This window comes from Microbacterium sp. Marseille-Q6648 (assembly GCF_943181415.1).
Classification (GTDB): Bacteria; Actinomycetota; Actinomycetes; order Actinomycetales; family Microbacteriaceae; genus Microbacterium.
The window spans coordinates 1,489,234-1,509,495 of the sequence record NZ_CALPBZ010000001.1 but is presented as its reverse complement, the minus strand read 5'-3'; the positions used below and the strand labels follow the sequence as shown (position 1 = coordinate 1,509,495).

General features: G+C 70.1%; 19 protein-coding genes. 16 read left to right on the top strand and 3 right to left on the bottom strand.

From position 1 onward, the window contains the following. Nucleotides 1-7: 7 nt before the first annotated feature. Together NFR93_RS07195 and NFR93_RS07190 are read right to left on the bottom strand one after the other, a co-directional pair. Entirely contained in the window at nt 8-805 is a 798-nt protein-coding gene (locus NFR93_RS07195; RefSeq protein WP_251451259.1) for an IclR family transcriptional regulator domain-containing protein, read from the bottom strand. A gap of 97 nt (nt 806-902) precedes the next feature. After that, the gene (locus tag NFR93_RS07190; protein WP_251451257.1) at nt 903-1,667 is read right to left on the bottom strand and encodes an SDR family NAD(P)-dependent oxidoreductase; all 765 of its coding nucleotides are present in this window, start codon (nt 1,665-1,667) and stop codon (nt 903-905) included. Between the two features lie 181 nt (nt 1,668-1,848). On the opposite strand from NFR93_RS07190, the gene NFR93_RS07185 reads away from it, so the two are divergent. Continuing rightward, entirely contained in the window at nt 1,849-3,561 is a 1,713-nt protein-coding gene (locus tag NFR93_RS07185) for an FAD-dependent oxidoreductase (protein WP_251451256.1), read from the top strand. 71 nt (nt 3,562-3,632) lie between these two features. On the opposite strand, the gene NFR93_RS07180 is transcribed toward NFR93_RS07185, so the two are convergent. Further along, a complete protein-coding gene (locus NFR93_RS07180) occupies nt 3,633-4,790 on the bottom strand; it encodes an NAD(P)/FAD-dependent oxidoreductase (protein ID WP_251451255.1) in 1,158 nt (385 codons plus the stop codon). 57 nt (nt 4,791-4,847) lie between these two features. On the opposite strand from NFR93_RS07180, the gene NFR93_RS07175 reads away from it, so the two are divergent. The 15 genes from NFR93_RS07175 (at nt 4,848) to NFR93_RS07105 (ending at nt 20,138) form a co-directional block, all read left to right on the top strand. Beyond that, nucleotides 4,848-5,780 carry a dihydrodipicolinate synthase family protein gene (locus NFR93_RS07175; RefSeq protein ID WP_251451254.1) on the top strand — a complete coding sequence of 311 codons (933 nt, stop codon included), beginning with the start codon at nt 4,848-4,850 and terminating at the stop codon, nt 5,778-5,780. 188 nt (nt 5,781-5,968) lie between these two features. Further along, a complete protein-coding gene (locus tag NFR93_RS07170; RefSeq protein ID WP_251451253.1) occupies nt 5,969-6,211 on the top strand; it encodes a nuclear transport factor 2 family protein in 243 nt (80 codons plus the stop codon). Then, nucleotides 6,208-7,809 carry an ABC transporter substrate-binding protein gene (locus tag NFR93_RS07165; RefSeq protein WP_251451251.1) on the top strand — a complete coding sequence of 534 codons (1,602 nt, stop codon included), beginning with the start codon at nt 6,208-6,210 and terminating at the stop codon, nt 7,807-7,809. The genes NFR93_RS07170 and NFR93_RS07165 overlap by 4 nt, the downstream gene beginning before the upstream one ends. Before the next feature lie 72 nt (nt 7,810-7,881). Further along, nucleotides 7,882-8,895, top strand: a complete 1,014-nt coding sequence (locus tag NFR93_RS07160; RefSeq protein WP_251451249.1) for an ABC transporter permease — start codon at nt 7,882-7,884, stop codon at nt 8,893-8,895. After that, complete coding sequence (locus tag NFR93_RS07155) at nt 8,892-9,806, top strand: ABC transporter permease (protein ID WP_251451247.1); 915 nt, start codon at nt 8,892-8,894, stop codon at nt 9,804-9,806. Before NFR93_RS07160 ends, NFR93_RS07155 begins: the two co-directional genes overlap by 4 nt. Further along, the gene (locus NFR93_RS07150) at nt 9,806-10,588 is read left to right on the top strand and encodes an ABC transporter ATP-binding protein (RefSeq protein WP_251451245.1); all 783 of its coding nucleotides are present in this window, start codon (nt 9,806-9,808) and stop codon (nt 10,586-10,588) included. Before NFR93_RS07155 ends, NFR93_RS07150 begins: the two co-directional genes overlap by 1 nt. Continuing rightward, nucleotides 10,585-11,460: an ABC transporter ATP-binding protein gene (locus tag NFR93_RS07145; protein ID WP_251451243.1), complete on the top strand. Its 876-nt coding sequence runs from the start codon at nt 10,585-10,587 to the stop codon at nt 11,458-11,460. The genes NFR93_RS07150 and NFR93_RS07145 overlap by 4 nt, the downstream gene beginning before the upstream one ends. Beyond that, nucleotides 11,457-12,704 carry a metal-dependent hydrolase family protein gene (locus tag NFR93_RS07140; RefSeq protein WP_251451241.1) on the top strand — a complete coding sequence of 416 codons (1,248 nt, stop codon included), beginning with the start codon at nt 11,457-11,459 and terminating at the stop codon, nt 12,702-12,704. The genes NFR93_RS07145 and NFR93_RS07140 overlap by 4 nt, the downstream gene beginning before the upstream one ends. Beyond that, nucleotides 12,701-13,027 (top strand): TIGR04076 family protein, encoded by a 327-nt coding sequence (locus NFR93_RS07135; protein WP_251451239.1) that lies wholly within the window; start codon nt 12,701-12,703, stop codon nt 13,025-13,027. The genes NFR93_RS07140 and NFR93_RS07135 overlap by 4 nt, the downstream gene beginning before the upstream one ends. Continuing rightward, entirely contained in the window at nt 13,024-14,040 is a 1,017-nt protein-coding gene (locus tag NFR93_RS07130; RefSeq protein ID WP_251451237.1) for an LLM class flavin-dependent oxidoreductase, read from the top strand. The genes NFR93_RS07135 and NFR93_RS07130 overlap by 4 nt, the downstream gene beginning before the upstream one ends. 129 nt (nt 14,041-14,169) lie before the next feature. Beyond that, nucleotides 14,170-15,417 carry a M24 family metallopeptidase gene (locus tag NFR93_RS07125; RefSeq protein ID WP_251451235.1) on the top strand — a complete coding sequence of 416 codons (1,248 nt, stop codon included), beginning with the start codon at nt 14,170-14,172 and terminating at the stop codon, nt 15,415-15,417. 205 nt (nt 15,418-15,622) lie between these two features. After that, on the top strand, nt 15,623-16,162 hold the full coding sequence (locus tag NFR93_RS07120) for an Lrp/AsnC family transcriptional regulator (RefSeq protein WP_251451233.1): 540 nt from the start codon (nt 15,623-15,625) through the stop codon (nt 16,160-16,162). Between the two features lie 144 nt (nt 16,163-16,306). Further along, nucleotides 16,307-17,482, top strand: coding sequence for a pyridoxal phosphate-dependent aminotransferase (locus NFR93_RS07115; protein ID WP_251451231.1), 1,176 nt, complete (start codon nt 16,307-16,309; stop codon nt 17,480-17,482). After that, entirely contained in the window at nt 17,479-18,495 is a 1,017-nt protein-coding gene (locus NFR93_RS07110; RefSeq protein WP_251451230.1) for an LLM class flavin-dependent oxidoreductase, read from the top strand. The genes NFR93_RS07115 and NFR93_RS07110 overlap by 4 nt, the downstream gene beginning before the upstream one ends. Then, nucleotides 18,492-20,138 (top strand): DUF885 family protein, encoded by a 1,647-nt coding sequence (locus tag NFR93_RS07105; RefSeq protein ID WP_251451229.1) that lies wholly within the window; start codon nt 18,492-18,494, stop codon nt 20,136-20,138. The genes NFR93_RS07110 and NFR93_RS07105 overlap by 4 nt, the downstream gene beginning before the upstream one ends. Nucleotides 20,139-20,262 lie beyond the last annotated feature (124 nt).

Below are 20,262 nucleotides of genomic sequence, written 5' to 3'. Positions count from 1 at the left end.
CGCTCCGTCAGCGGTGCGTGCCCATGAGGGCGATGTCGGAGCTGATCTGCGCCGTCGCCTCGAGCAGCGGCTGCAGACAGGTCTCGATCAGCTCCTCGACCGAGACGCGCGATGTCGACACGGTCACGTTGACAGCGCTGATGTACTCACCCGTGCGCTTGTCGACGACGGGCGCCGCGATCGACCGGGCGCCCAGATCGAGCTCCTGATTGTTCAGCGCCCATCCCTGCGCGCGCACTTCGGCGATGCGCTCCCGCAGTTCGCCCTCGTCGGTCACGGTCTGGGGTGTGAACTTCTCCCGCGGATACGTCCGGAAGAACTCGTCCAGTTCGTCCGGTTCCATCGCCGAGAGGAGCACGCGTCCCGTCGAGGTGCAGAAGGCGGGGATGCGGCGGCCGATGCTGACGCGCAGGGGCATGACCGATTCGGCGGCGGCGCGGGCCACGTAGACGATGTCGCCGTCGTCGTACTCGCACGCCGAGCACGACTCGCCCAAGCGCGCGGAGAGCTTGCGGAGATGATCCTGGGTGATGTCGACACTCGACGACGACGACAGGAACGCGTAGCCCAGATCCAGCACGCGGGGCCGCAGGTAGAACCTGTTCTGCTGCATGCCCACGTAACCCAGCGTCTCCAGCGTCAGCAGCGAGCGTCGTGCCGAGGCCCGGCTGAGGCCCGCGATGCGCGCCACATCGGCGAGGGTGAGCATCGTGCGCTCATCCGAGAAGGCCCGGATGACGGCGAGTCCGCGTGCGAGCGATTGGACGAACTCGCCCGAGGGCTGCCGGGGCTCTTCGTCGTTCATGTCGTGCTCCCTCAGGAGTGGTCGCGGCACTGCAGGATCGATTCACCTTACTGAGAAGTGTGCGCAGAACGAACCATCGACACTCTCGGGCGGCCCCTCAGCGGATGTAGGAGGCGCCGTTCACATCGATCGTGGCGCCGCTCAGATGGCGCGTGCGTCCGCTCGCGAGGAGGGCGACCAGCTCTGCGATCTCGGCCGGCGGGACCATCTCCTGCATGGCGAGCGTCTGGAGGAGCGCCTGACGTCCGCCGCGATCCTCACCCGCGGCCGCCGACATCTGCGTGTCGACGACGCCGGGTGCGATGAGGTACGCGAGCACACCCTGCGCGGCATAGGCGCGGGCGATCGTCTTGATCGCGGCGGCGGTGGCCGCTTTGGATGCCGCGTACACGGCGAGGTTGGCGTTGCCCGCACCGCGCTGGGCAGCCCAGCTGCTGAGTCCGACGATCGACCCGCCGCCGGTGTCGAGGAAGTGCGCGACGGAATGCCGCAGGAGTCCGAGCTGGCTGCGGGTGTTCACCTGGAGCGCCTCGTCGAGAGCCGCCTCCCACACGTCGTCGGGTGCGTCGAGTTCTGCCTTCGGCATGACGGCGGCGTTGAGGACGACGACGTCGATGCGGCCGGCCCACGCCGTGGCCGCCCGCCACAGGTCGGTGGAACCGGTGGGCGACGACAGGTCGGCCCTGACCAGATGCGCCGCACCGGCCGGGAACTGCGCCGTTGCCTCGCGCGCTGCGTCCTCGTTCGTGCGATAGTGCGCGACGACGCGCGCACCCGTCGGCGCGAGGCGTTCGACGATCGCGCGTCCGATGCCGGCGGACGCGCCGGTCACGAGGATGGTGCGGCCTGCGAGCTCGGTCATCGGGGTGACGGGATCCGGTGCGCGGCGAGTGCAGAATCCATGAGTGACCTCCAGCGGGGTGGGTGCGAGACGACACCCCCGAGCTTACGCGGTAGTGTTCGTTTTGCGACGAACAGTTCGTACTGCGAACGTGCCGACGGATCGTGAACGGCACCGACGCCCACCCCGAAGAGGAGAGCGCATGCGGGTGACGTCCCCCGGCATCGGTGCCGCCGACGAGTCCGGATCCCTGAAGTACGAAGGCCGTGACGTGCCCGTCGCGGCATCCGACACCGTCGCCTCGGCCATGGTGGCGGCGGGCGAGCTCGGCAATCGCCGCGACGACCGCGGAGACCTTCGCGGCGTGTGGTGCGGCATGGGCGTGTGCCACGAATGCGCGGTCACGGTCGACCACCGCGAAGGCGTCCTCGCGTGCGTCACACCGGCGCGTGCGGGACAGGTCGTCGAGACCCAGGCATCCCGCCGGCGCGTCCCCACCGAGGTGACCGCGCCCCGGCCCGAGTCCGAGCTCACGCCGGACGTCCTCGTCATCGGCGCGGGCCCCGCAGGTCTCGCCGCAGCCCGAGACCTCGCCGCAGGCGGAGTCGATGTGCTCGTCGTGGACGAGCGCAAGAAGCTCGGCGGTCAGTTCTACAAGCAGCCCGACGCCGCCTTCCCCGTCGACCCCGACCGACTCGACGGGCAGTACACCGCCGGCCGCCGGCTGATCGAGGCCGCCCGCGGCGCGGGGGCGGAGATCCTTCTGGGCGTCTCGGTATGGGCCGCGTTCGAGGCCGATCGCCTGATGGCGCGTTCCGACACCGAACGGTGGGTGATCCGCCCCCGCCGCCTCGTGCTCGCGGCGGGCGCCTACGAGCGGGGCGTGCCGATCCCCGGGTGGACGCTGCCGGGGGTCATGACCACCGGCGCCGGCCAGACCCTCCTGCGCTCGTACCAGGTCGCCCCGGGGTCGCGGGTGCTCGTCGCAGGCAACGGCCCGCTCAACATCCAGCTCGCCGCGGAGCTCGCCGCTGCCGGCGTCGACGTCGTCGCGCTCGTCGAGGCCGCCGCGTTCCTCTCTCCGATGCGCGCCGCGGCGGGCATCCGCATGGCGTGGAACGCCCCCGGTCTCACCCGCGACGGAATCGGCTACCTCGCGGGACTCGCCCGCCGGCGCGTGCCCATCCTGCCCGGCTCGGTCGTCACCTCGCTGGAGGGCGATGCCGACAAGGGGGTGCGCCGCGCGACGATCGCGCGACGGGACGCGGAAGGACGCGCCATCGGATCCCCCCGCTCATTCGACGTCGACGCCGTCTGCCTCGGCTACGGCTTCCTGCCGAGCAACGACCTCGCGCGGAGCCTCGGCTGCCGTCACGAGTACGACCTCGCGCGCGGCGCGCTCCGGACGGCGACCGACGAAACCGGCCGCACCTCGGTGCCGACGGTCTGGGCGATCGGCGATTCGGCCGGAGTGCGCGGAGCCAAGTACGCCCAGGTGCAGGGCGCGCTCGCCGCAGCGGCGATCATCGCCGACCTGCACGCGCGTCCGGCGTCGGCGGACAAGCGGGTGCTGCGCGCGGCACGACGCCACCTCTCGTTCCAGGAGGGGGTCAACGCGCTCTTCGCCGCGCCGGTGCTGACCGATCAGCTCGCCGAGCCGTCGACCGTCGTGTGCCGATGCGAGGGTGTGACGCACGGCGACCTCGTCGACGCGATGACGGAGGGGGTCTCGTCGCCCGGAGCCGTCAAGCGGGTCACTCGCGCGGGCATGGGCAAGTGCCAGGGTCGCTACTGCGGGCCGGTGCTCATGGAGATGGAGGCCAGGCTTCAGGGCGCGCCGGTCTCGGAGCGCTCCGGCTTCGCTCCGCAGGCCCCGGTCAAGCCCGTTCCCCTCGGCGACGTCGCAGCGCCGTGAGCGGGGCCGGTGCTCGCGCGCGCCGCGGGCGGTCCGGCATCCGTCGTGGCTCGCCGACCCGCGGCCTCGCCCTAGAACCGGTCGGGCGCGAACGGCGTCAGATCACGGTCCGGGTCGCGTCCCAGCACCAGATCGCTCAGGATGCGTCCCATCAGCGGGGATGCCGTGAACCCCATGTACGGGTAGAAGCCGAGCCATACTCCGGGGTGGCCCGGGACGGCCCCGATGATCGGGCTGTGGTCGGGGGTGCCGTTTCCGATTCCCACCCACGTGCGCAGCAGCGACACATCGGCGATCGACGGGGCGATGCGCGTGGCCATCGCCAGGTTGGCGCGAAGCGACTCCGGGTTGACCACCCACTCGCCGGCGGCGTTCCGGCGGGCCGGCCACCCACCGCCGATGAGGAGGGTGCCGGACTGCGCCTGCTTGAACGTCAGCTTGCCGCCCGCGTAGTACACCAGGTGCGAGACCATGGGGTCGATGCGCTCGGTGACGCTCACCTGGACGGCGCCGCTGGAGATCGGCAGGTCGAGGCCGAAATGCCGGCCGAGCGCCGGCATCCCGTCCCCGCCCGCGAGCACGACCTGGCGGGCGACGACCTCACCCCTCGGGGTGCGGAGGATGTGCAGGCCGCGCTCCTCGCGGAACCCCTCGACCGGCGACCGGGGCATCAGCACGGCGCCCTGCGCGACGGCGCGGCGGGCGAACGCGGGGGCCACCAGGAGGGGATTCGCCTTGCCCTCGATGGGGCACAACTCACCACCCACCACGTCGTCGGTGACCCACGGCGCGAGCTGCTTGACGTCATCCGCGGACAGCATCCGGCTGTCGATGCCCACGCTGTTCTCGAACGCGACCTTGGCCTCGATCGCCGGCAGCTGGTGCTCTTCGTCGGCGATGAGCAGACCGCCCTTCTTGCCGACCTGCAGGTCGGTGCCGAGCTCCTCGCCCAGGGTGTCCCACAGGCGAAGCGAGTCGGCGAGGAAGCGCAGCGCCGGCAGCCACCCGCGCGCCCAATCCTCGCCCTCTTCGAGGAAGGGCTCGTGCTGGATCTGGCCGTGGAGGCTGCCGGCGTTGCGCCCGGACGCCTCGGTGTTCATGTCATGGCGATCGAGGAGCACGACCGAGCGCCCTTCCGCGCTCAGGTGGTACGCGGCGGCCGTTCCGCTCGCGCCACCGCCGACGACGGCGACATCGAAGACTTCGCCGTCGGTCTTTCGATTTGTCATGAGAACACCGTATCCTGGCGTTCACAATACGTACATGTGTGCGCAGAGAGGTCATCCATGGCTGAGAAGTTCACCGGTTCCTATACCGTCGCCGTCACTCCGTTCACCGAGGACCTGAGCGCGATCGACGTCGATCGCCTCAAGGCCTTCCTGGACTGGCAGCTGCACGAGGGTGTGCCGGGAATCATCATGCTCGGCACCACGGGTGAATTCCTGACTGTGACACCCGAGGAGCGGCGCATCCTCATCCGGGAGACGGTGGCTCACATCGACGGACGGATCCCCGTCCTCATCGGCACGGCCGACGCGTCGACGAAGAAGGCCGTGGCGCAGAGCGTCGAGGCGCGTGATCTGGGAGCGGACGGTCTCATGATCATCTCGCCGTACTACTACACGCCCACCGACGACGAGGTCTACCGCTACTTCGAGGCGATCGTCGCCGCGCAGGACCTGCCGATCATGCTCTACAACAACCCGGTCACGTCGAACGTGGACCTGAGCGCCGAGCTGGTCGCCAGGCTGGCCAAGGACTTCGCCACGGTCTCGTACATCAAGGAGTCCTCGCAGGACATCGCGCGGGTGCGGGATGTGATCGATCTCGCAGGCGACGACATCACGGTCTACGCCGGGGAGCGGGTCGTCGACTCGTTCCTGCTCGGCGCCGAGGGCTATGTGAACCCCTACGGCAACTACATCCCGCGGGCGTCGGCGGGCATCTGGAACCTGCTCGAAGCCGGGCGCATCGACGACGCGCGTCGAATCGACGGGCTCATCAAGCGCCTCGACGCGATCATCGCCGCAGGACACCCCACCTATGGGCACCAGTGCTACTCGAAGCGCCTCGCGGCGCGGGCCGGCTACCCGGTCGGCACCGTCCGGCCGCCGCTCACGTCGTTCGCGCAGCTCGGCGCCGAGGGCGAGGAGCGCCTGGCCCGCATCGGCGCGATCATCGACGAACTCGACGTCGTCACCGCGGAGCTCGGACTGTGAGCGCGGCCGATGTGACGTGGCTGCGGGACGCCGTCTACGAGATGTACGACGCCTACATGGCGTCCGATCGCGCGCGCGCCGACTCCTTCATCGCCGATGACGTCACGCTGTAGGACACCGAGCACGAGCCGCTCGTCCACGGCCTCTCCGGTTTGAACCAGCTTCGGGATTCCCGCCCGGCCGGCAGCGTGGCAGCTGTCGCGGGCATCGACGTCACGACGGAGCCGGTGATCGACGTCTTCGGTGACATCGCCGTCGTCCGCCACACCTTCACCGTGCGTTTCACCGACCCCGGCGCATCCGATGAGCGGGTGCGCAACACCGGCGTATGGCAGCGCCGCGACGGGCGCTGGCTCATGGTGCACAACCACGAGGACGTCCTCCCCGGCCCGCCGTCGCACACCCCCCACCAGAAAGAGGATCCGAAATGAAACTGTCCCCCCGGCTGATCGGAGCGGCTGCGATTCTCGCCGCCTCCGCACTGGCGTTCAGCGCCTGTGCCGCCCCTGACATCGAAGGCGACGCCACCGACCCCGACGGTGGTGCCGAGGTCGAGTCGCTGATCATCGACAAGTCGTTCGACCTGGTGACCGCCGACCCGGCTCGCATGTTCGAGACGACGGGCGGCATCGTGCTGCACGCCGTCTACGACAGCCTGCTCACCTTCGAGGACGGAAACGCCGAGGAGCCGCTGCCGAGCGTCGCCTCCGAGTGGTCCGTCAACGATGACGCGACCGAGTACACGTTCACGATCCGCGACGGCATCACGTTCTCGGACGGCACGCCGCTGACATCCGCGGATGTCGTGTTCTCGCTCGACCGCGTGAAGAACATCCAGGGCAACGGCTCGTTCCTCATGGCCGGTCTCTCGGTCGAGGCCCCCGACGAGTCCACGGTGATCATCACGTCGGATGCCCCCAACACCGCCGTGCCCGCGATCGTGACGAGCCCCACGCTCGGCATCGTCAACAGCGCGCTCGTGGAGGAGAACGGCGGCACCGCTGCCGAGGGTGCCGCGGAAGCCGACACCGCCGAGGCCTTCCTGAACGAGACGTCGGCCGGCAGCGGCCCGTACATGCTCGAGTCCTTCGACACGACCACCGAGACGGTCCTCGTCGCCAACCCGGAGTACTGGGGCGAGGCGCCGGTGTACGACCGCGTCGTGCTCCGCAACGCCACCGCCGAGGCGCAGCTCATGGACGTCCAGAGCGGCACCGCGCACGTCGCCCTGGATCTCGGATCCGACCAGATCGCCGGGCTCGGCGAAGACGTCATCGTCAGCACGTCGCAGTCGCCGACGATCTTCTTCTTCTTCCTCAACGCCAACCCCGAGGTGTCCGAGATCACGTCGTCCCCGGACTTCCGCGAGGCGGTCATGTACGGGCTCGATCGCGACGCGATCGTCGAACTCGCCGGTGAGGGCGCGGAGCGCTCGTACGGAATCGTTCCGTCGTTCTACGTGGGCGCCCTCGATGCCGACGCGGCGATCCAGCGCGACGTCGAGCGAGCCACCGCTGCGGTCGAGCGGCTCGGCGGCGATGTCACCGTGGAGCTCGAGTACGCCAGCGACTTCTCGAGCAACGGCCTGAGCATGGGCCCGTTCGCCGAGCGCATCGCGGCGCAGCTGGCCGAGGTCGGGATCACCGTGAACCTCGCGCCCGGTCCGATCTCGACGACCCTCGAGAGCTACCGCGCGGGTCAGGAGGAGATGGGCCTGTGGCTGTGGAACCCGGACTACCCGGATTCCGCCGACTACCTCGCCTTCGGTCCCGGCGGGATCGTGGGCGAGCGCGCCGGCTGGACGGCCGGCTCGGCGCCCGAGCTCGAGGCGGTCATGGCCGAGGTGTCGACCGAGACCGACGCCGATGCCCGCGAGACTCTGTACCGTGAGTTCCAGGAGCTGCACAACGCGGAGGGGGTCATCGTGCCCCTCTTCCAGCCCGCCGCTTCGGTCGTGGCAGCCTCGTCCGTCGGCGAGGTGCGCTACGACCCGGTGTTCTCGCTCGACATCGCCGCCATCGGTCGCTGACGCGCGAGCGGTGCCCCCGGTCCACCACCCGGGGGCACCGCATCCCTCCCCCCACGAGAACGAGGTCGACCTGTGGTGCTCTTCATCGGCAAACGGCTCGGAGCCGCGGCCCTCCTGGTCGTGGGGACGGTTCTCGTCGCCTTCGTCCTCACCGCGGTGCTCCCCGGTGACGCCGCGACGGCGCGGCTCGGCGAGCGCGCCGCCGCAGACCCGGAACTGGTCGCCGCCATGCGCGAGCGGATGGGGCTGGACCGGCCTCTCTGGGAGCAGTTCTTCATCTACCTCGGAGGCATCGTCCGCGGCGATCTGGGCACCTCGATCCAGACGACGCGACCGGTCCTCGTCGACCTCCAGCTGTTCGGCCCCGCCTCTGCGGAGCTGGCCCTCTTCGCGACGCTCATCGCGGTCATCGTGGGCGGCGGGCTGGGCATCGTCGCGGCGCTGCGCGCCAACGGTCCGGTGGACAACGTCCTGCGCGCGGTCAGCCTGGGCGGCGTCTCGATCCCGATCTTCTGGTTCGCCCTCATCGCCACGGCCGTCTTCTCCACGCAGCTGCGCTGGTTCCCCTCTTCGGGAAGGCTGGATGCCGGGGCGATCCCCCCGCCGCGTGTCACCGGATTCTTCACGATCGACTCGCTGCTCGTGGGCGATCTCGACCTCTTCACACAGGCGGTCACCCACCTGATCCTTCCCGCCATCGTGCTCTCGGCGCCCATGGTCGGCCTCCTCATGCGCTTCACCCGGGCCTCCGTGCTCGACGTGCTGGGACAGGAGTACATCCGCGCCGCCGAGGCGAAGGGGCTGAGCTCCCGCACGGTCGTCTTCGGGCACGTGCTGCGCGGCGCCCTCGTGCCCGTCATCACGGTGGTGGGCACCGCGTTCGCCTCGCTGCTGGCCGGTACGGTGCTCGTCGAGCAGATCTTCGCGTGGCCCGGTATCGGGTCCTACGCGTACCGGGCGGCATCCACACTCGACCTGTCCGCCATCGTGGGAGTGACGATCTTCGTCGCCCTCATCTACATCTTCGTCAACCTGATCACCGACATCCTGTACGGGGTCATCGATCCGAGGATCCGCCGCGCATGACCACCACAGAGAAGGCCCTCGAGGCTGTCGACCCGATCCGCGATGTCGAGTCGAGGAAGTGGATGCCGCGCTGGCGGCTGCCCGCCGCCTGGCGGCGCCCGCTGGCCATCCTCGGGATCGTGATCATCGCCTTCTGGGTGCTGGTCATCCTGTTCGGCCCCCTGCTCTCGCCGTACGATCCGCTCGCGCAGGACTCGGCCCGCTTCCTGCCGCCGTCGCTGGCGCATCCCTTCGGCACCGACGGCGTCGGGCGGGATGTGCTGTCCCGCGTGATCCACGGTGCCCGCATCAGCATCCCCATCGCCGTCATGCTCGTCGCACTCTCGCTCCTGATCGGAGCGACGGTCGGAGCGATCGCGGGCTACTTCGGCGGCCTGGTCGACGCCGTGCTGATGCGCATCGTGGACCTCTTCTTCGCCTTCCCGGCGATCATCCTGGCGATGGCGGTGTCCGCCGCCCTCGGCCCCTCGCTGGTCAACGCCGTGCTGGCGATCGTGGTGGTCTCGTGGCCCGCCTACGCCCGCGTGACGCGATCCCTGGTGCTGGGGCTGCGCGACAGCAACTTCATCGCGGCCTCGCGGCTGATCGGCGCGTCGTCCTTCACGACGCTGCGCCGAGACATCGCTCCCAACATCCTGGGCCCGATCGCGGTGATCTGCACCCTCGAACTCGGCAACGCCATCCTGCTGCTCAGCGGTCTCAGCTATCTGGGGCTCGGAGCGGTTCCGCCGACCCCGGAGTGGGGCGCGATGGTGTCGGAGGGCTCGCGCGTGTTCTACAACTACTGGGTGGCGCTCTTCCCGGGCGTGGCCATCCTGAGCGTCGTCCTGGCGTTCAACTTCATCGGCGACTCTCTCAGGGACGCCCTCGATCCGCGCACGTCGCGCGCCGTCCAGGCGATGGAGCTGTGATGAGTGCGCTTCTGGACATCTCCGGTCTCCGCATCGAGCTCGGCGGGCGTGCGCTCGTCGACGGAGTGGACATCACCGTCGGCCCGGGGGAGGTCGTCGGCCTGGCGGGCGAGAGCGGCAGCGGCAAGACGCTGACCGCGCTCACCGCGCTCGGGTTCGTCCCCCACGGTGCCGCGGCGAGCGGACAGGTCCGCTTCGACGGGCGCGATGTCCTGGCGCTCAGTGCGGGCGAACTGCGCCGGCTTCGCGGCGATCGGGTCGCGGTGGTCTTCCAGGACCCGATGACCTCGCTCCATCCCATGCTGACGATCGAGCGACAGCTCACCGAACACCAGAGGGTCCACCGGGCGATGACGCGTCGTCAAGCCCGCGAACGCGCCGTCGAGCTGCTCGACCGGGTGCGCATCCCCGACCCGCATCTGGCGGTGCGCTCCTACCCGCATCGGTTCTCGGGGGGCATGCGTCAGCGGATCGCCATCGCCTCGGCGCTGGCGTGCGAACCCGAACTCCTCATCGCCGATGAGGTGACGACCGCGCTCGACGTCACCGTCCAGGCGGGAATCCTCCGGCTGCTGGAGGACCTCCGGCGGGAGTCGGGGATGGCCATGCTCTTCATCACCCACGACCTGGCGGTCATGAACGTCGTCTCGGATCGCCTGTACGTCATGCGGGACGGGCGGGTCGTGGAGTCCGGGCCGAGCCGCGACGTGCTCGCCGATCCGCAGCATGCCTACACGCGAGCGCTCGTGGAGGCGCTGCCCGATACGGAGGGGGCGCGATGACGGCGCTCGAGGTGGACGACGTCGTCGTCGAGTACAAGGTTCCCGGCCGACCGTCCGTCCGTGCGGTGTCGGGAGTGACCCTCGACGTCGCCGCCGGCGAGGTGCTCGGGCTGGTCGGCGAGTCCGGGTGCGGCAAATCCTCGCTCGGCCGCGCCATCGTGGGACTCAACCCGCTGGCCGCCGGCGAGGTGCGTGTCGACGGCCGCGCCATCGCTCCGCTCGGCCGCCGCGCGCGGCCTCGGGCCGACCGGGCGGTGCAGATGGTCTTCCAGGACCCCTACTCCTCGCTCAACCCCCGCCGACGCATCGGCCGGCAGCTGCAGGATGCCATCGCAGCCCGGAGCGGAGCCGCCGCACGGGTGGGCGAGCTCCTCGAAGCGGTGGGTCTCCCCGCCGCGGCTGCGGCGCGATTCCCTCATCAGTTCTCCGGCGGCCAGCGGCAGCGGATCGCCATCGCGCGGGCTCTCGCGTCCGAGCCGCGCGTGATCGTCGCCGATGAACCGGTCTCGGCGCTCGACGCCTCCACCCGCCTGCAGGTCGCGGGACTGCTGTCCGAGACCGCTTCCGCGCGGGGCGCCGCGCTGCTGATGATCTCGCACGACCTGTCGGGTCTGCGGGTGATCGCCGATCGGATCGCCGTGATGTACTTCGGCCGGATCGTCGAGGTGGGCCCGACCGACCAGCTGTGGGAGCGCCCGCAGCATCCGTACACCCGGGCGCTCATCGGCGCGATCCCGCGGCTCGGTCGCGATGCGCCCATGCCCGCCGAACCCGAGCGCCGGGAGCGGGTCGAGGTCGCGGAGTCCGAGGCCCGCCTGGTGCCGTGCGGGCCGGGGCACTTCGTCGCGGCAGAGGCGCTGGTGGAAGCATGACGTCGGTCGGTGGTGCCGTACCCCGGTGGGCGACGCGGGGGGATGCGGTGCTGCGGAACGTCCGTGTCGTCGACGTCGTCGACGGCACGGTGGGCCCGAGCACGTCCATCCTCGTGCGGGACGGCCTGATCGAGCGCATCGCCGAGGACGCCTCGGAGGGCGCGCAGGTGCCGACCGCCGACCTGGACGGCGCGTACGTCCTTCCGGGGCTCATCAACATGCACACCCACTTCTCGCTGTCTCTGCCGGGTCCCAGCGGCGCCGATGTCGAGGCGTTCGGCGAGGCGGGTCTCGCGCTCTACATGGCCGACGGTGCTCGCCGCACCTTGCACAGCGGAGTCACGACGGTGCGGTGCGTGGCCGAGAAGGGCCATGCGGACTTCGCCCTGCGACGGGCGATCGACGCGGGATGGGTCCAGGGCCCTCGCATCTACACCGCCGGGCGCGCCCTGGCGTGCACCGGCGGTCACGGCAGCGGTTCGGACGACACTCTCGAGTGCGACGGGGCCGATGCGTTCACCCACGGTGTGCGCGCGCAGATCAAAGCGGGTGCCGACCTCATCAAGCTGATGATCTCCGGCGGCATCGCCGGCGAGCACGAGACGATCTCGACGCCCCAGCTCACTCGGGACGAGATGGCCGCGGCCATCTCGACGGCCCATGCCTGGGGACGGAAGGTGACCGCCCACGCCGGTCCCGCGGACGTCATCGCCGAGGCGGTCTCGCTCGGGATCGACGGCATCGAGCACGGCTACGAACTGACACCGGACGTGTGCGCCGCGATGGCCGCGCAGGGCACGGCGCTGGTTCCGACCCTGGTCGTGACACGCGCGAGTGCGTTCTTCGATGAGCTCGGCGTCCCCGCCTGGATGCAGGAGCGCTCACTGGGGGCGGGGGAGCGCCATGTCGCGTCGTACCGGATGGCCCTGGAAGCCGGGGTCGAGGTGCTCCTGGGCAGCGACATGCCGCCGTTCTGGGCGTTCGAGGGCACCACGGCGGTGGTGCGTGAGCTCGAGCACATGCACGCATTCGGCCTCGACCGCGCAGCGACGCTGCGGGCCGCCACCCTCTCGCCCGCTCGCTGGCTCGGGATCGACGCGCAGACCGGGAGCATCGCGGTCGGCAAGCGGGCCGACCTCATCGCGATGCGCGGGAACCCGCTCGATGACATCTCGGCGCTCCGCGGGATCGGGATGGTCATGAAGAACGGCGTCATCGTGCGCGACGACAGGGAGAACGAGTGAGCGAGCCCGACGCCGACATGGAGCTGTTCGACCTCGAGGTCGTCGTCGATCGCGTCGAAGGACGCCCGGTGTGCGGGCTGCACCCGGGGGACCGGTTCACCGTGACCGAGAGCAACCGCGTGCGGATACCCGAGGGCGGGCACTTCTGCCTCTACGCCCTGGCCGCGGTTCTGCCGCTGCTTCCGGCGAAGCAGCGCCGGATGCCGGAGGCCGACTGGCTCGAGCGTGACAGCTTCGTCGCGTGCCCCGACCCGGACGAGAGGCTGATCATGAGGATCGAGCGAACCGGGGTGTCGCGACTGCGCTCGGGTGATCTGACGTGACCGGCGACGGCGTTCCGATCACGCTCGGGCTGCAGACGGACAAGCCGCGCGGAGCCTACGCCCGACTGGCCACCTTGGCAGAGGAGCGGGGATTCTCCGGTGTGACGGTGTTCAGCGATCTGATGTACCAATCGGCCATCGTCCCGCTGATGGAGATGGCATGGGCGACCAGACGCATCCGGCTGGGATGCGCCTGCTGGAACCCGTTCACCCTGCACCCGTACGAGATCGCGAACCAGGCCGCGCTCCTGGACGACCACAGCGGGGGCAGGGCCTACGTCGGCCTCGCACGGGGTTCCTGGCTCGGATCCGTGGGGCTCGAACCGCAGCGGCCGCTCGCTCAGCTGCGCGATGCCATCGGCGTGATCGACGCGCTGCTCGCGGGAGACGGCCGCGGATACGAGGGCGAGCACTTCCGGGTGGATGCCGGTGCGCGCCTGGTCGGCGCAACCCGCCCGCTGCCGATGCTCGTCGGCTCGTGGGGACCCCGGGGAGCGGCGATCGCGGGCCGATTCGCGGACGAGATAAAGATCGGGGGGTCCGCGAACCCGGCGATGATCGGCGTGACCCGGGAGCGGGTGCGGGCGGGCGCTGACGCGGCCGGTCGTCCGGTGAGCGACGTGGGAATCGTCCTCGGAGCGGTGACGGTGGTCGACCGCGATCGCCGGCTCGCCCGACGGGCGGCTCGACGCGAAGTGGCGATGTACCTGGACGTGGTCGCCGAACTCGACGTCACCGTCGAGCTGCCCGAGGGCCTGCTGGACGGGCTCCGCGATCGGCTCCGCGACGGTCACGACGATCCCGGGGCGCTGATCCCGGACGACGTCCTGGATCTCTTCGCCTTCGCAGGCGATCCGGAGGACGTCGCGGCACAGGCGCAGCGCCTCATCGATGCCGGGGTCGATCGCATCGAGTTCGGCACACCCCACGGGCTCGACGAGGGCGAGGGCATCGATCTGCTCGGACGCGCGGTCCTGCCTCGGCTGCGCGGCGCCGCCTACCCTCAGTCGTGATGCGCGACGCCCCGCGGGCTCAACGTAGGAAATGTAACTGCCCCGTTACGGCTTACATTCATAAGTAATTATGGTCGAGAACATTTCACATGCTTCTCAATTGCAGGGTCTGTGGTGCAGACTGGTTCCATGCTGACCACTGACCCCGATACCGACGCCGAAACCCTCCGCGACGCCCCCTTCGACTTCGCATCGCGTCAGGAGCGCCTGTGGGACGGGCTCGACGCCGAGGGCATCGACGTGCTCTTCCTGCCGGCGTCGCAGTCCGACCTCGAATACTTCACCGGCGTCTCGCGCCGGGCGCCCTCGTTCGGCAACATCGGCTACACGAATCACTGGATCTCCGGAGCGTTCATCCGCCCTGGAGAGGCTCCGCTGTTCGTCCTCACCCGGCACTTCCAGGAATTCGACCTTCCCGACGGCGTCGCCGGCGAGGTCGTGACGGCGACCGAGACGGACGACGGCGGCGCCGTGTTCCGCCGTGCGTTCGATGCCTACCGTTCGCGTCCGGGACGGATCGCGGTCGGCGGCCGTCCGATCCAGGAACACTGCGCGCACGAGCGCGACGGGGCGGAACGGATCGCCCTGGCCGGGCGCACGTGGGCCGAGACCACCATCGAGCTGCGCCGACACCGGCCCGACGCCGACCTCGTCGTCGCCGACACCATCCTCAACCGCATCAGACGCATCAAGGACCCGCAGGAGATCGCGTTGATGCGCCACTCCGCAGCCATCGTCGATGCCGTCATGGCCGACGTCGCCCCTCGCGTCGTCGCGGGAGTCACCGAGCTCGACCTCGCCGCAGAGGTCGATCTGCGGATGCGCAGAATGGGTTCGCCGGGCGCCTCCTTCGACACGGGCGTCTGGGCGATGGGTCCCGACCTCGGCCGTGACGCCTCGGTGCGCGTGTCGACGGGCACCCTCGGGCCGGGATCGGGTGTGAGCTTCGACTTCGGGGCCATCACCCGCGGCTACTGCTCGGACTTCGGGCGGACCGTGCACATCGGCGATCCCAACGACGAGTACCTCGAGGTGTACGACATCGTGATGGCCGCGCAGGAGGCGGGGCGTCGCGCCGCCGTCGTCGGTGCGACCGGCGGCGACGTGCATCGCGCCGCCCGTCGCGTCATCGAGGAAGCAGGCTACGGCGACTGGTTCCGCCATCGCACCGGCCACTGCATCGGTCTGGATGTGCACGAGCTGCCGTACATCTCCGAAGAGGACGACACGCCGCTCGAGGCGGGGATGCTGTTCACCATCGAGCCGTCCGTGTTCTGGCCGGGCCGCGTCGGCGTGCGGGTCGAAGACGTCTTCCTGCTCACCGAGGACGGATGCCGGTCCATCAACGATCATCCCAATGACGCCGTCATCAACTGATCCGGCGGGTGCCGGCGCCCCTGTCGGGCTGCGGCACGCGCGACCGGGTCCCGCGGCGTGCGCGTCGCGGGCGCGGCGATAATCGCGCGACCGTATGCTTTGCACGACCGGCGCGACGGCACCACCTCTCTCACAGACAGGACACGGCATGGCTCCATCAGATGCGCAGCGGGATCTCTCCGGCGATCGCCCGCCTCGCTCCCCGATGTCGAACATGACCCGCGAGGTGCAGAAGCCGCGCCCGGTCGTCGAGCTCGACGAGATCGATCGGAAACTGCTGTTCCTCCTCAGCGACGACCCCCGGGTCTCCCAGCGCCAGCTGGCGAAGGCCGTCGGCATGTCGCCACCGGCCGTCGGTGAGCGGATCGCGCGGCTGGAGCGCCAGCAGGTGATCCGCGGCTACACGACGACCGTCGACTGGTCGGCGCTCGGCTATCCCGGACTCGTGTATATCCCGATGACCCTGGCCACCGATGCCGACCTGGGTGAGATCCTCGCCGAGCTGCGCGGCATCGCCGAACTCACCGAGCTGGTCGTCGTCACCGGCAGCTACGACATGATCGCGCGGTTCAGGATCCGCGATCACGCTCACCTCCAGGCTCTGCTCCTCGACCGGATCTGGCCGATCCGGGGGCTGCAGCGCATCGAGACCTTCCTGGGGCTCGGCGAAGTGGTGGGGGAGCGCACCGTGCGCGATCTGCTCGAGAACTCGGTTCAGATCGAGGCCCTTCCCCGCGAAGACTGAGGGCTTCTCGACTTTTCAAACGTTCACTGTTGTGGACTTTGCACCTTTCGTAAGACAATGTCTGAGTCGGAAAAGACTTACACGCGACGGGCGTGACGGGTCGGGCTGGATGAACGCCCATCCGACGACACGGAAGGACGCTCCTTGCCTCACGCCACGACCGCGGCCACGCGTCTGCCGCACTCGGGCATCCGCGAAATCGTCGACCTCGCGATCGCGGCACCGCACCCGGTGATCCGCCTCGAGATCGGCGAGCCGGACTTCGCCACGCCCGCCCACGTCGTGGATGCCGCGTTCGAAGCCGCTCGCGTGCGGACCTCCTACGTCCAGACCGCGGGCATCCCCGAGCTGCGGGATGCCCTGGCCGCCCGGCTGACACGCGCGACGGCGACGTCCGTGCCCATGGAGCGCGTGCTGATCACGCACGGTGCGGTGCAGGCCGTGGACGCGGTGCTCTCGGCCGTGCTCGCGCCCGGGGACGAGGTCCTCGTGCCCGATCCGGCGTGGCCGAACTATCAGATGCAGGCGACGCTCCTCGGCGCCCGTGCCGTGACCTATGCGCTGCGGCCCGACGACGCCTTCCAGCCGGACATCGACGAGATCCGCCGGCTGGTGACACCGCGGACGCGGGCGATCGTGCTCAACTCGCCGAACAATCCCACCGGAGCCGTGCTTCCTCCGCACATCCTCGCTGCCGTGGTCGACCTCGCGGTGGAGCGCGACCTCCTCGTCGTCAGCGACGAGGTCTACGACGAGATCGTCTTCGAAGGCGTCCACTCCTACGCCGCGGCGCTGTCCTCCGACCATGTGGTCTCGGTGCACAGCTTCTCGAAGACCTACGCGATGACCGGGTGGCGGGTCGGATACGCCCTCGTTCCGGCGTGGCTCGCCGACACCGTCACCCGCATCCTGGAGCTCGAGACGTCCTGCGTCTCGAGCGTCACGCAGGCGGCGGCGCTCGCGGCCACCACCGGACCGCAGGACGTGGTGGGTGAGATGCGCGACGCGTACCGGTCCCGCCGCGACGTGGCGGTCGGTGTGCTCGCCCAGGCCGGAATCGACATCGTGGTCCCGCGTGGCGCCTTCTATCTCATGCTCCCGCTGGACCCGCACACGGACTCGCGCGCCGCCGCGCTGGACCTGGTGAACGCCGGCGTGTCCTTCGCCCCGGGTTCGGCGTTCGGGGCATCGGCGCCGCACCACCTCCGGGTGTCGCTCGCCAGCAGCGAGGACCGCATCCGCGAGGGTCTCCAGCGCTTCCTGGCCTGGCGCGCTGCGGGCGGCCTGGCCTCGCCGTTGGCAGGAGCGCACGCACGATGACCGACGGCACCGGAACGCGCTTCTCGCTGCGCGTCAACAACGACCTCGATCTCACTGCGCTGACAGGGCTGGCGGTGGCTGCCGAGGCTGCCGGCATCGACCAGCTGTGGGTGTCGAACGACCTCATGCTGCGCGCCGCACCGGTCCTGCTGGGCGCCCTCTTCGAACGCACGACACGGCTGCAGCTGGGCATCGGCATCATGAACCCCTACACGGTCCATCCGGCCGAACTGGCGATGACGGCCGCGACCCTGCAGGAGATCTCCGGCGGGCGCTTCCTGCTGGGACTCGGCGCGGGGTCGGCGGAGTTCCTGTCGTGGGCGGGCATCGAGCAGGAGCGCCCGCTGACGGCGACGAGAGAGGCGCTGCGCGCCGTCCGCGCGCTGCTCGCGGGGGATCAGCCCGCGGATGTCGCCGGGGCGGGCGACGGCTGGGCCGCGCACGTGCCATGGGGGCTGCCCCCCGTTCACGTGCCCGTCTACATCGGCGCCATGAGTCCGCGGATGCTGGCCTTCGCCGGCGCCGAGGCGGACGGCGTGCTGGCTCTTCTCTTCCCGCCAGAGCACTTCGAGACGGCGTCCGGACTCGTCTTCGACGGCGCCCGCGCGGCCGGGCGCGAGCCCTCGGAGCTCGACATGCCGGCCTGCGTCTGGCTCGCCCTCGATGAGGACCGCGAACGCGCCGAGCGCGCGATGGCGCTGAAGCTCGCATATTACGGGGCCGCATTCTCCCCCTACCTCCTCGCGCGAGCCGGGCTGGTCTCCGAAGACTTCGCGCCGGCGGCCGCAGCTCTCCGACGCGGAGACGAGGACGCCGCCGTCGCCGCTATCACTCCGGCGATGCTGTCGCTGGGCATCTGCGGCGATCCCGACACCGTGATCGCCCGCTGCCGCGCCCTGCAGCGGCAGGGGGCACGGCATCTGTCCTTCGGGCCGCCTCTGGGCCCCGACCCCGTGGCCGCGATCGACCTCCTCGGTCGCCGCGTCCTTCCCGAACTCAGGAGAACCGCATGAGCGTCCCCGACCTGGTGGCACTGTCCGACGACATCGACGAGTGGGCGCGTGACGCCGCCTTCCGGTCGTCGGATGACATCCCGCGTCTGCGCCGGGCATCCGACTGGCTGCCGGAGTTCACCCCGGAGTCGGTCGAGGAGCGCCGTGCCGCACTGAAGGGCTTCCGCGAACGGCTCGCCGGGATCGAGCCCCCCGCCGACGACGTCGCAGCCCAGGTCGATCACCGGATCCTGGGCTCCGTGCTCGATCGCGTGGAATGGGATCTCGATGTGCTGCGCAACTGGGAGCGCGATGCGGTGTTCCTGGTCGGGCAGATCCTCGGACCCTGGTTCGACCTGCTCCTGCCCCTGCCCCCTTACGGGGCGGACGTCGAGCGCGGTCTCGTCGTCGTCGCGCGATCGATCCCGGAGCGGGTCGAGGCGGCACGCCTGAACCTCTCCCGCGCGGGGGTCGCGGACCTGGCGCGCGTGGCGGCGGTCGACCTCGAGGACATCGCCGCGCGCTTCGCGGCGTCGGTTGCCGGCCTGGACGGGGTGGTGTCGGATTCGACGATGCGCGACCTGCGCGCCGTCGCCCCTGCGGCGGGCGAGGCGCTCGAAGCGTTCGCCGCCTGGCTGAACGAGGCCGCACCGGGCCTCTCGCCGTCCGTCCCCGCGGGACGGGAGCGGTTCGTGTGGTTCCTGCGCCGCGTCGCCCTCATCGCCGAAGAGCCCGAGGAGCTCGTGCGCGCGGCGCTGCAGGACTACCGGCGGGCAGTCGTCGCCGAGGTCGTCACGCGCAATCGCTTCCGCGCGGTGCCCACCGATCCGATCGCCGAGAGCATCGAGGCGCAGGTCGCGCGCGAGCGCGACCAGGAGGCCGAGGTCCGCGCCTTCTCGGAGCGGGAGGGGCTGCTGTCGCAGCCCGACTCCCTCCAGCGCTATCACGTGGCGCCCATGCCGCCGTACCTGGAGCCGCTCCAGTTCCTCGGCGTCACCGACGACCTGACCGACCAGGACCGGCTCGACGTGGACAGCGTGTCGTACATGCCGGCGCCGCGACCGGATCTGCCCTACTTCTACGCCGCGAACGCGCGCGACCCCCGACTGGGCATCGTGCACGAGGGCGCGCACTACAAGCAGCTGGCGCTGTCGTGGGCCAACCCCGATCCCGTCCGGCGCCGGTACGTGGACTCGGTCGCCAACGAGGGCATCGCGTTCTACAACGAAGAGCTGATGCTGCTCGCGGGACTCTTCGACGATGCTCCGCACTCCCAGGAGGTCATCCACAACTTCAACCGGCTCCGGAGCCTGCGGGTGGTCGTCGATGTGAACCTCGCCACCGGCGCCTTCACGCTCGACGAGGCGATCGACTTCTTCGTCCGGCTGGTGCCGATGGACGTCGACACCGCGCGAGAAGAGTGTGCGATGTACCTGGCCACGCCCGGCCTGGCCATGTCGTACCACGTGGGCAAGCAGCAGCTGCTGCGTCTGGTCACCGACGCCGTGGTGGCGGACGGGGCGGAGTTCTCGCTCCGAGAGGTGCACGACCGGGTATGGCGCAACGGCAACGTGCCCTTCGCCCTCCAGCGCTGGGAGATCCTCGGAGACCGCGCCGACGTCGACGAGCTCGACGCGTTCGACCGGCCGCTGACCGCGTCCTGAAACGAGTTCGTCTGTTTCATGATCGTAACCTTCTCGATATCGTTTGAAAGGTTAGATTGTGACTAGACTTGGCAAAGCAAAACCCTGCGACCCAATAACTGAGTCTTTCAGCAGTTCCGTTACC

Coding starts and splice junctions, on each gene's coding strand:
- NFR93_RS07125 (WP_251451235.1), top strand. CDS start 14,170: ATGCTGACCACTGACCCCGATACCGACGCCGAAACCCTCCGCGACGCC.
- NFR93_RS07190 (WP_251451257.1), bottom strand. CDS start 1,667: ATGACCGAGCTCGCAGGCCGCACCATCCTCGTGACCGGCGCGTCCGCC.
- NFR93_RS07185 (WP_251451256.1), top strand. CDS start 1,849: ATGCGGGTGACGTCCCCCGGCATCGGTGCCGCCGACGAGTCCGGATCC.
- NFR93_RS07120 (WP_251451233.1), top strand. CDS start 15,623: ATGTCGAACATGACCCGCGAGGTGCAGAAGCCGCGCCCGGTCGTCGAG.
- NFR93_RS07110 (WP_251451230.1), top strand. CDS start 17,479: ATGACCGACGGCACCGGAACGCGCTTCTCGCTGCGCGTCAACAACGAC.
- NFR93_RS07195 (WP_251451259.1), bottom strand. CDS start 805: ATGAACGACGAAGAGCCCCGGCAGCCCTCGGGCGAGTTCGTCCAATCG.
- NFR93_RS07165 (WP_251451251.1), top strand. CDS start 6,208: ATGAAACTGTCCCCCCGGCTGATCGGAGCGGCTGCGATTCTCGCCGCC.
- NFR93_RS07175 (WP_251451254.1), top strand. CDS start 4,848: ATGGCTGAGAAGTTCACCGGTTCCTATACCGTCGCCGTCACTCCGTTC.
- NFR93_RS07180 (WP_251451255.1), bottom strand. CDS start 4,790: ATGACAAATCGAAAGACCGACGGCGAAGTCTTCGATGTCGCCGTCGTC.
- NFR93_RS07140 (WP_251451241.1), top strand. CDS start 11,457: ATGACGTCGGTCGGTGGTGCCGTACCCCGGTGGGCGACGCGGGGGGAT.
- NFR93_RS07105 (WP_251451229.1), top strand. CDS start 18,492: ATGAGCGTCCCCGACCTGGTGGCACTGTCCGACGACATCGACGAGTGG.
- NFR93_RS07145 (WP_251451243.1), top strand. CDS start 10,585: ATGACGGCGCTCGAGGTGGACGACGTCGTCGTCGAGTACAAGGTTCCC.
- NFR93_RS07155 (WP_251451247.1), top strand. CDS start 8,892: ATGACCACCACAGAGAAGGCCCTCGAGGCTGTCGACCCGATCCGCGAT.
- NFR93_RS07150 (WP_251451245.1), top strand. CDS start 9,806: ATGAGTGCGCTTCTGGACATCTCCGGTCTCCGCATCGAGCTCGGCGGG.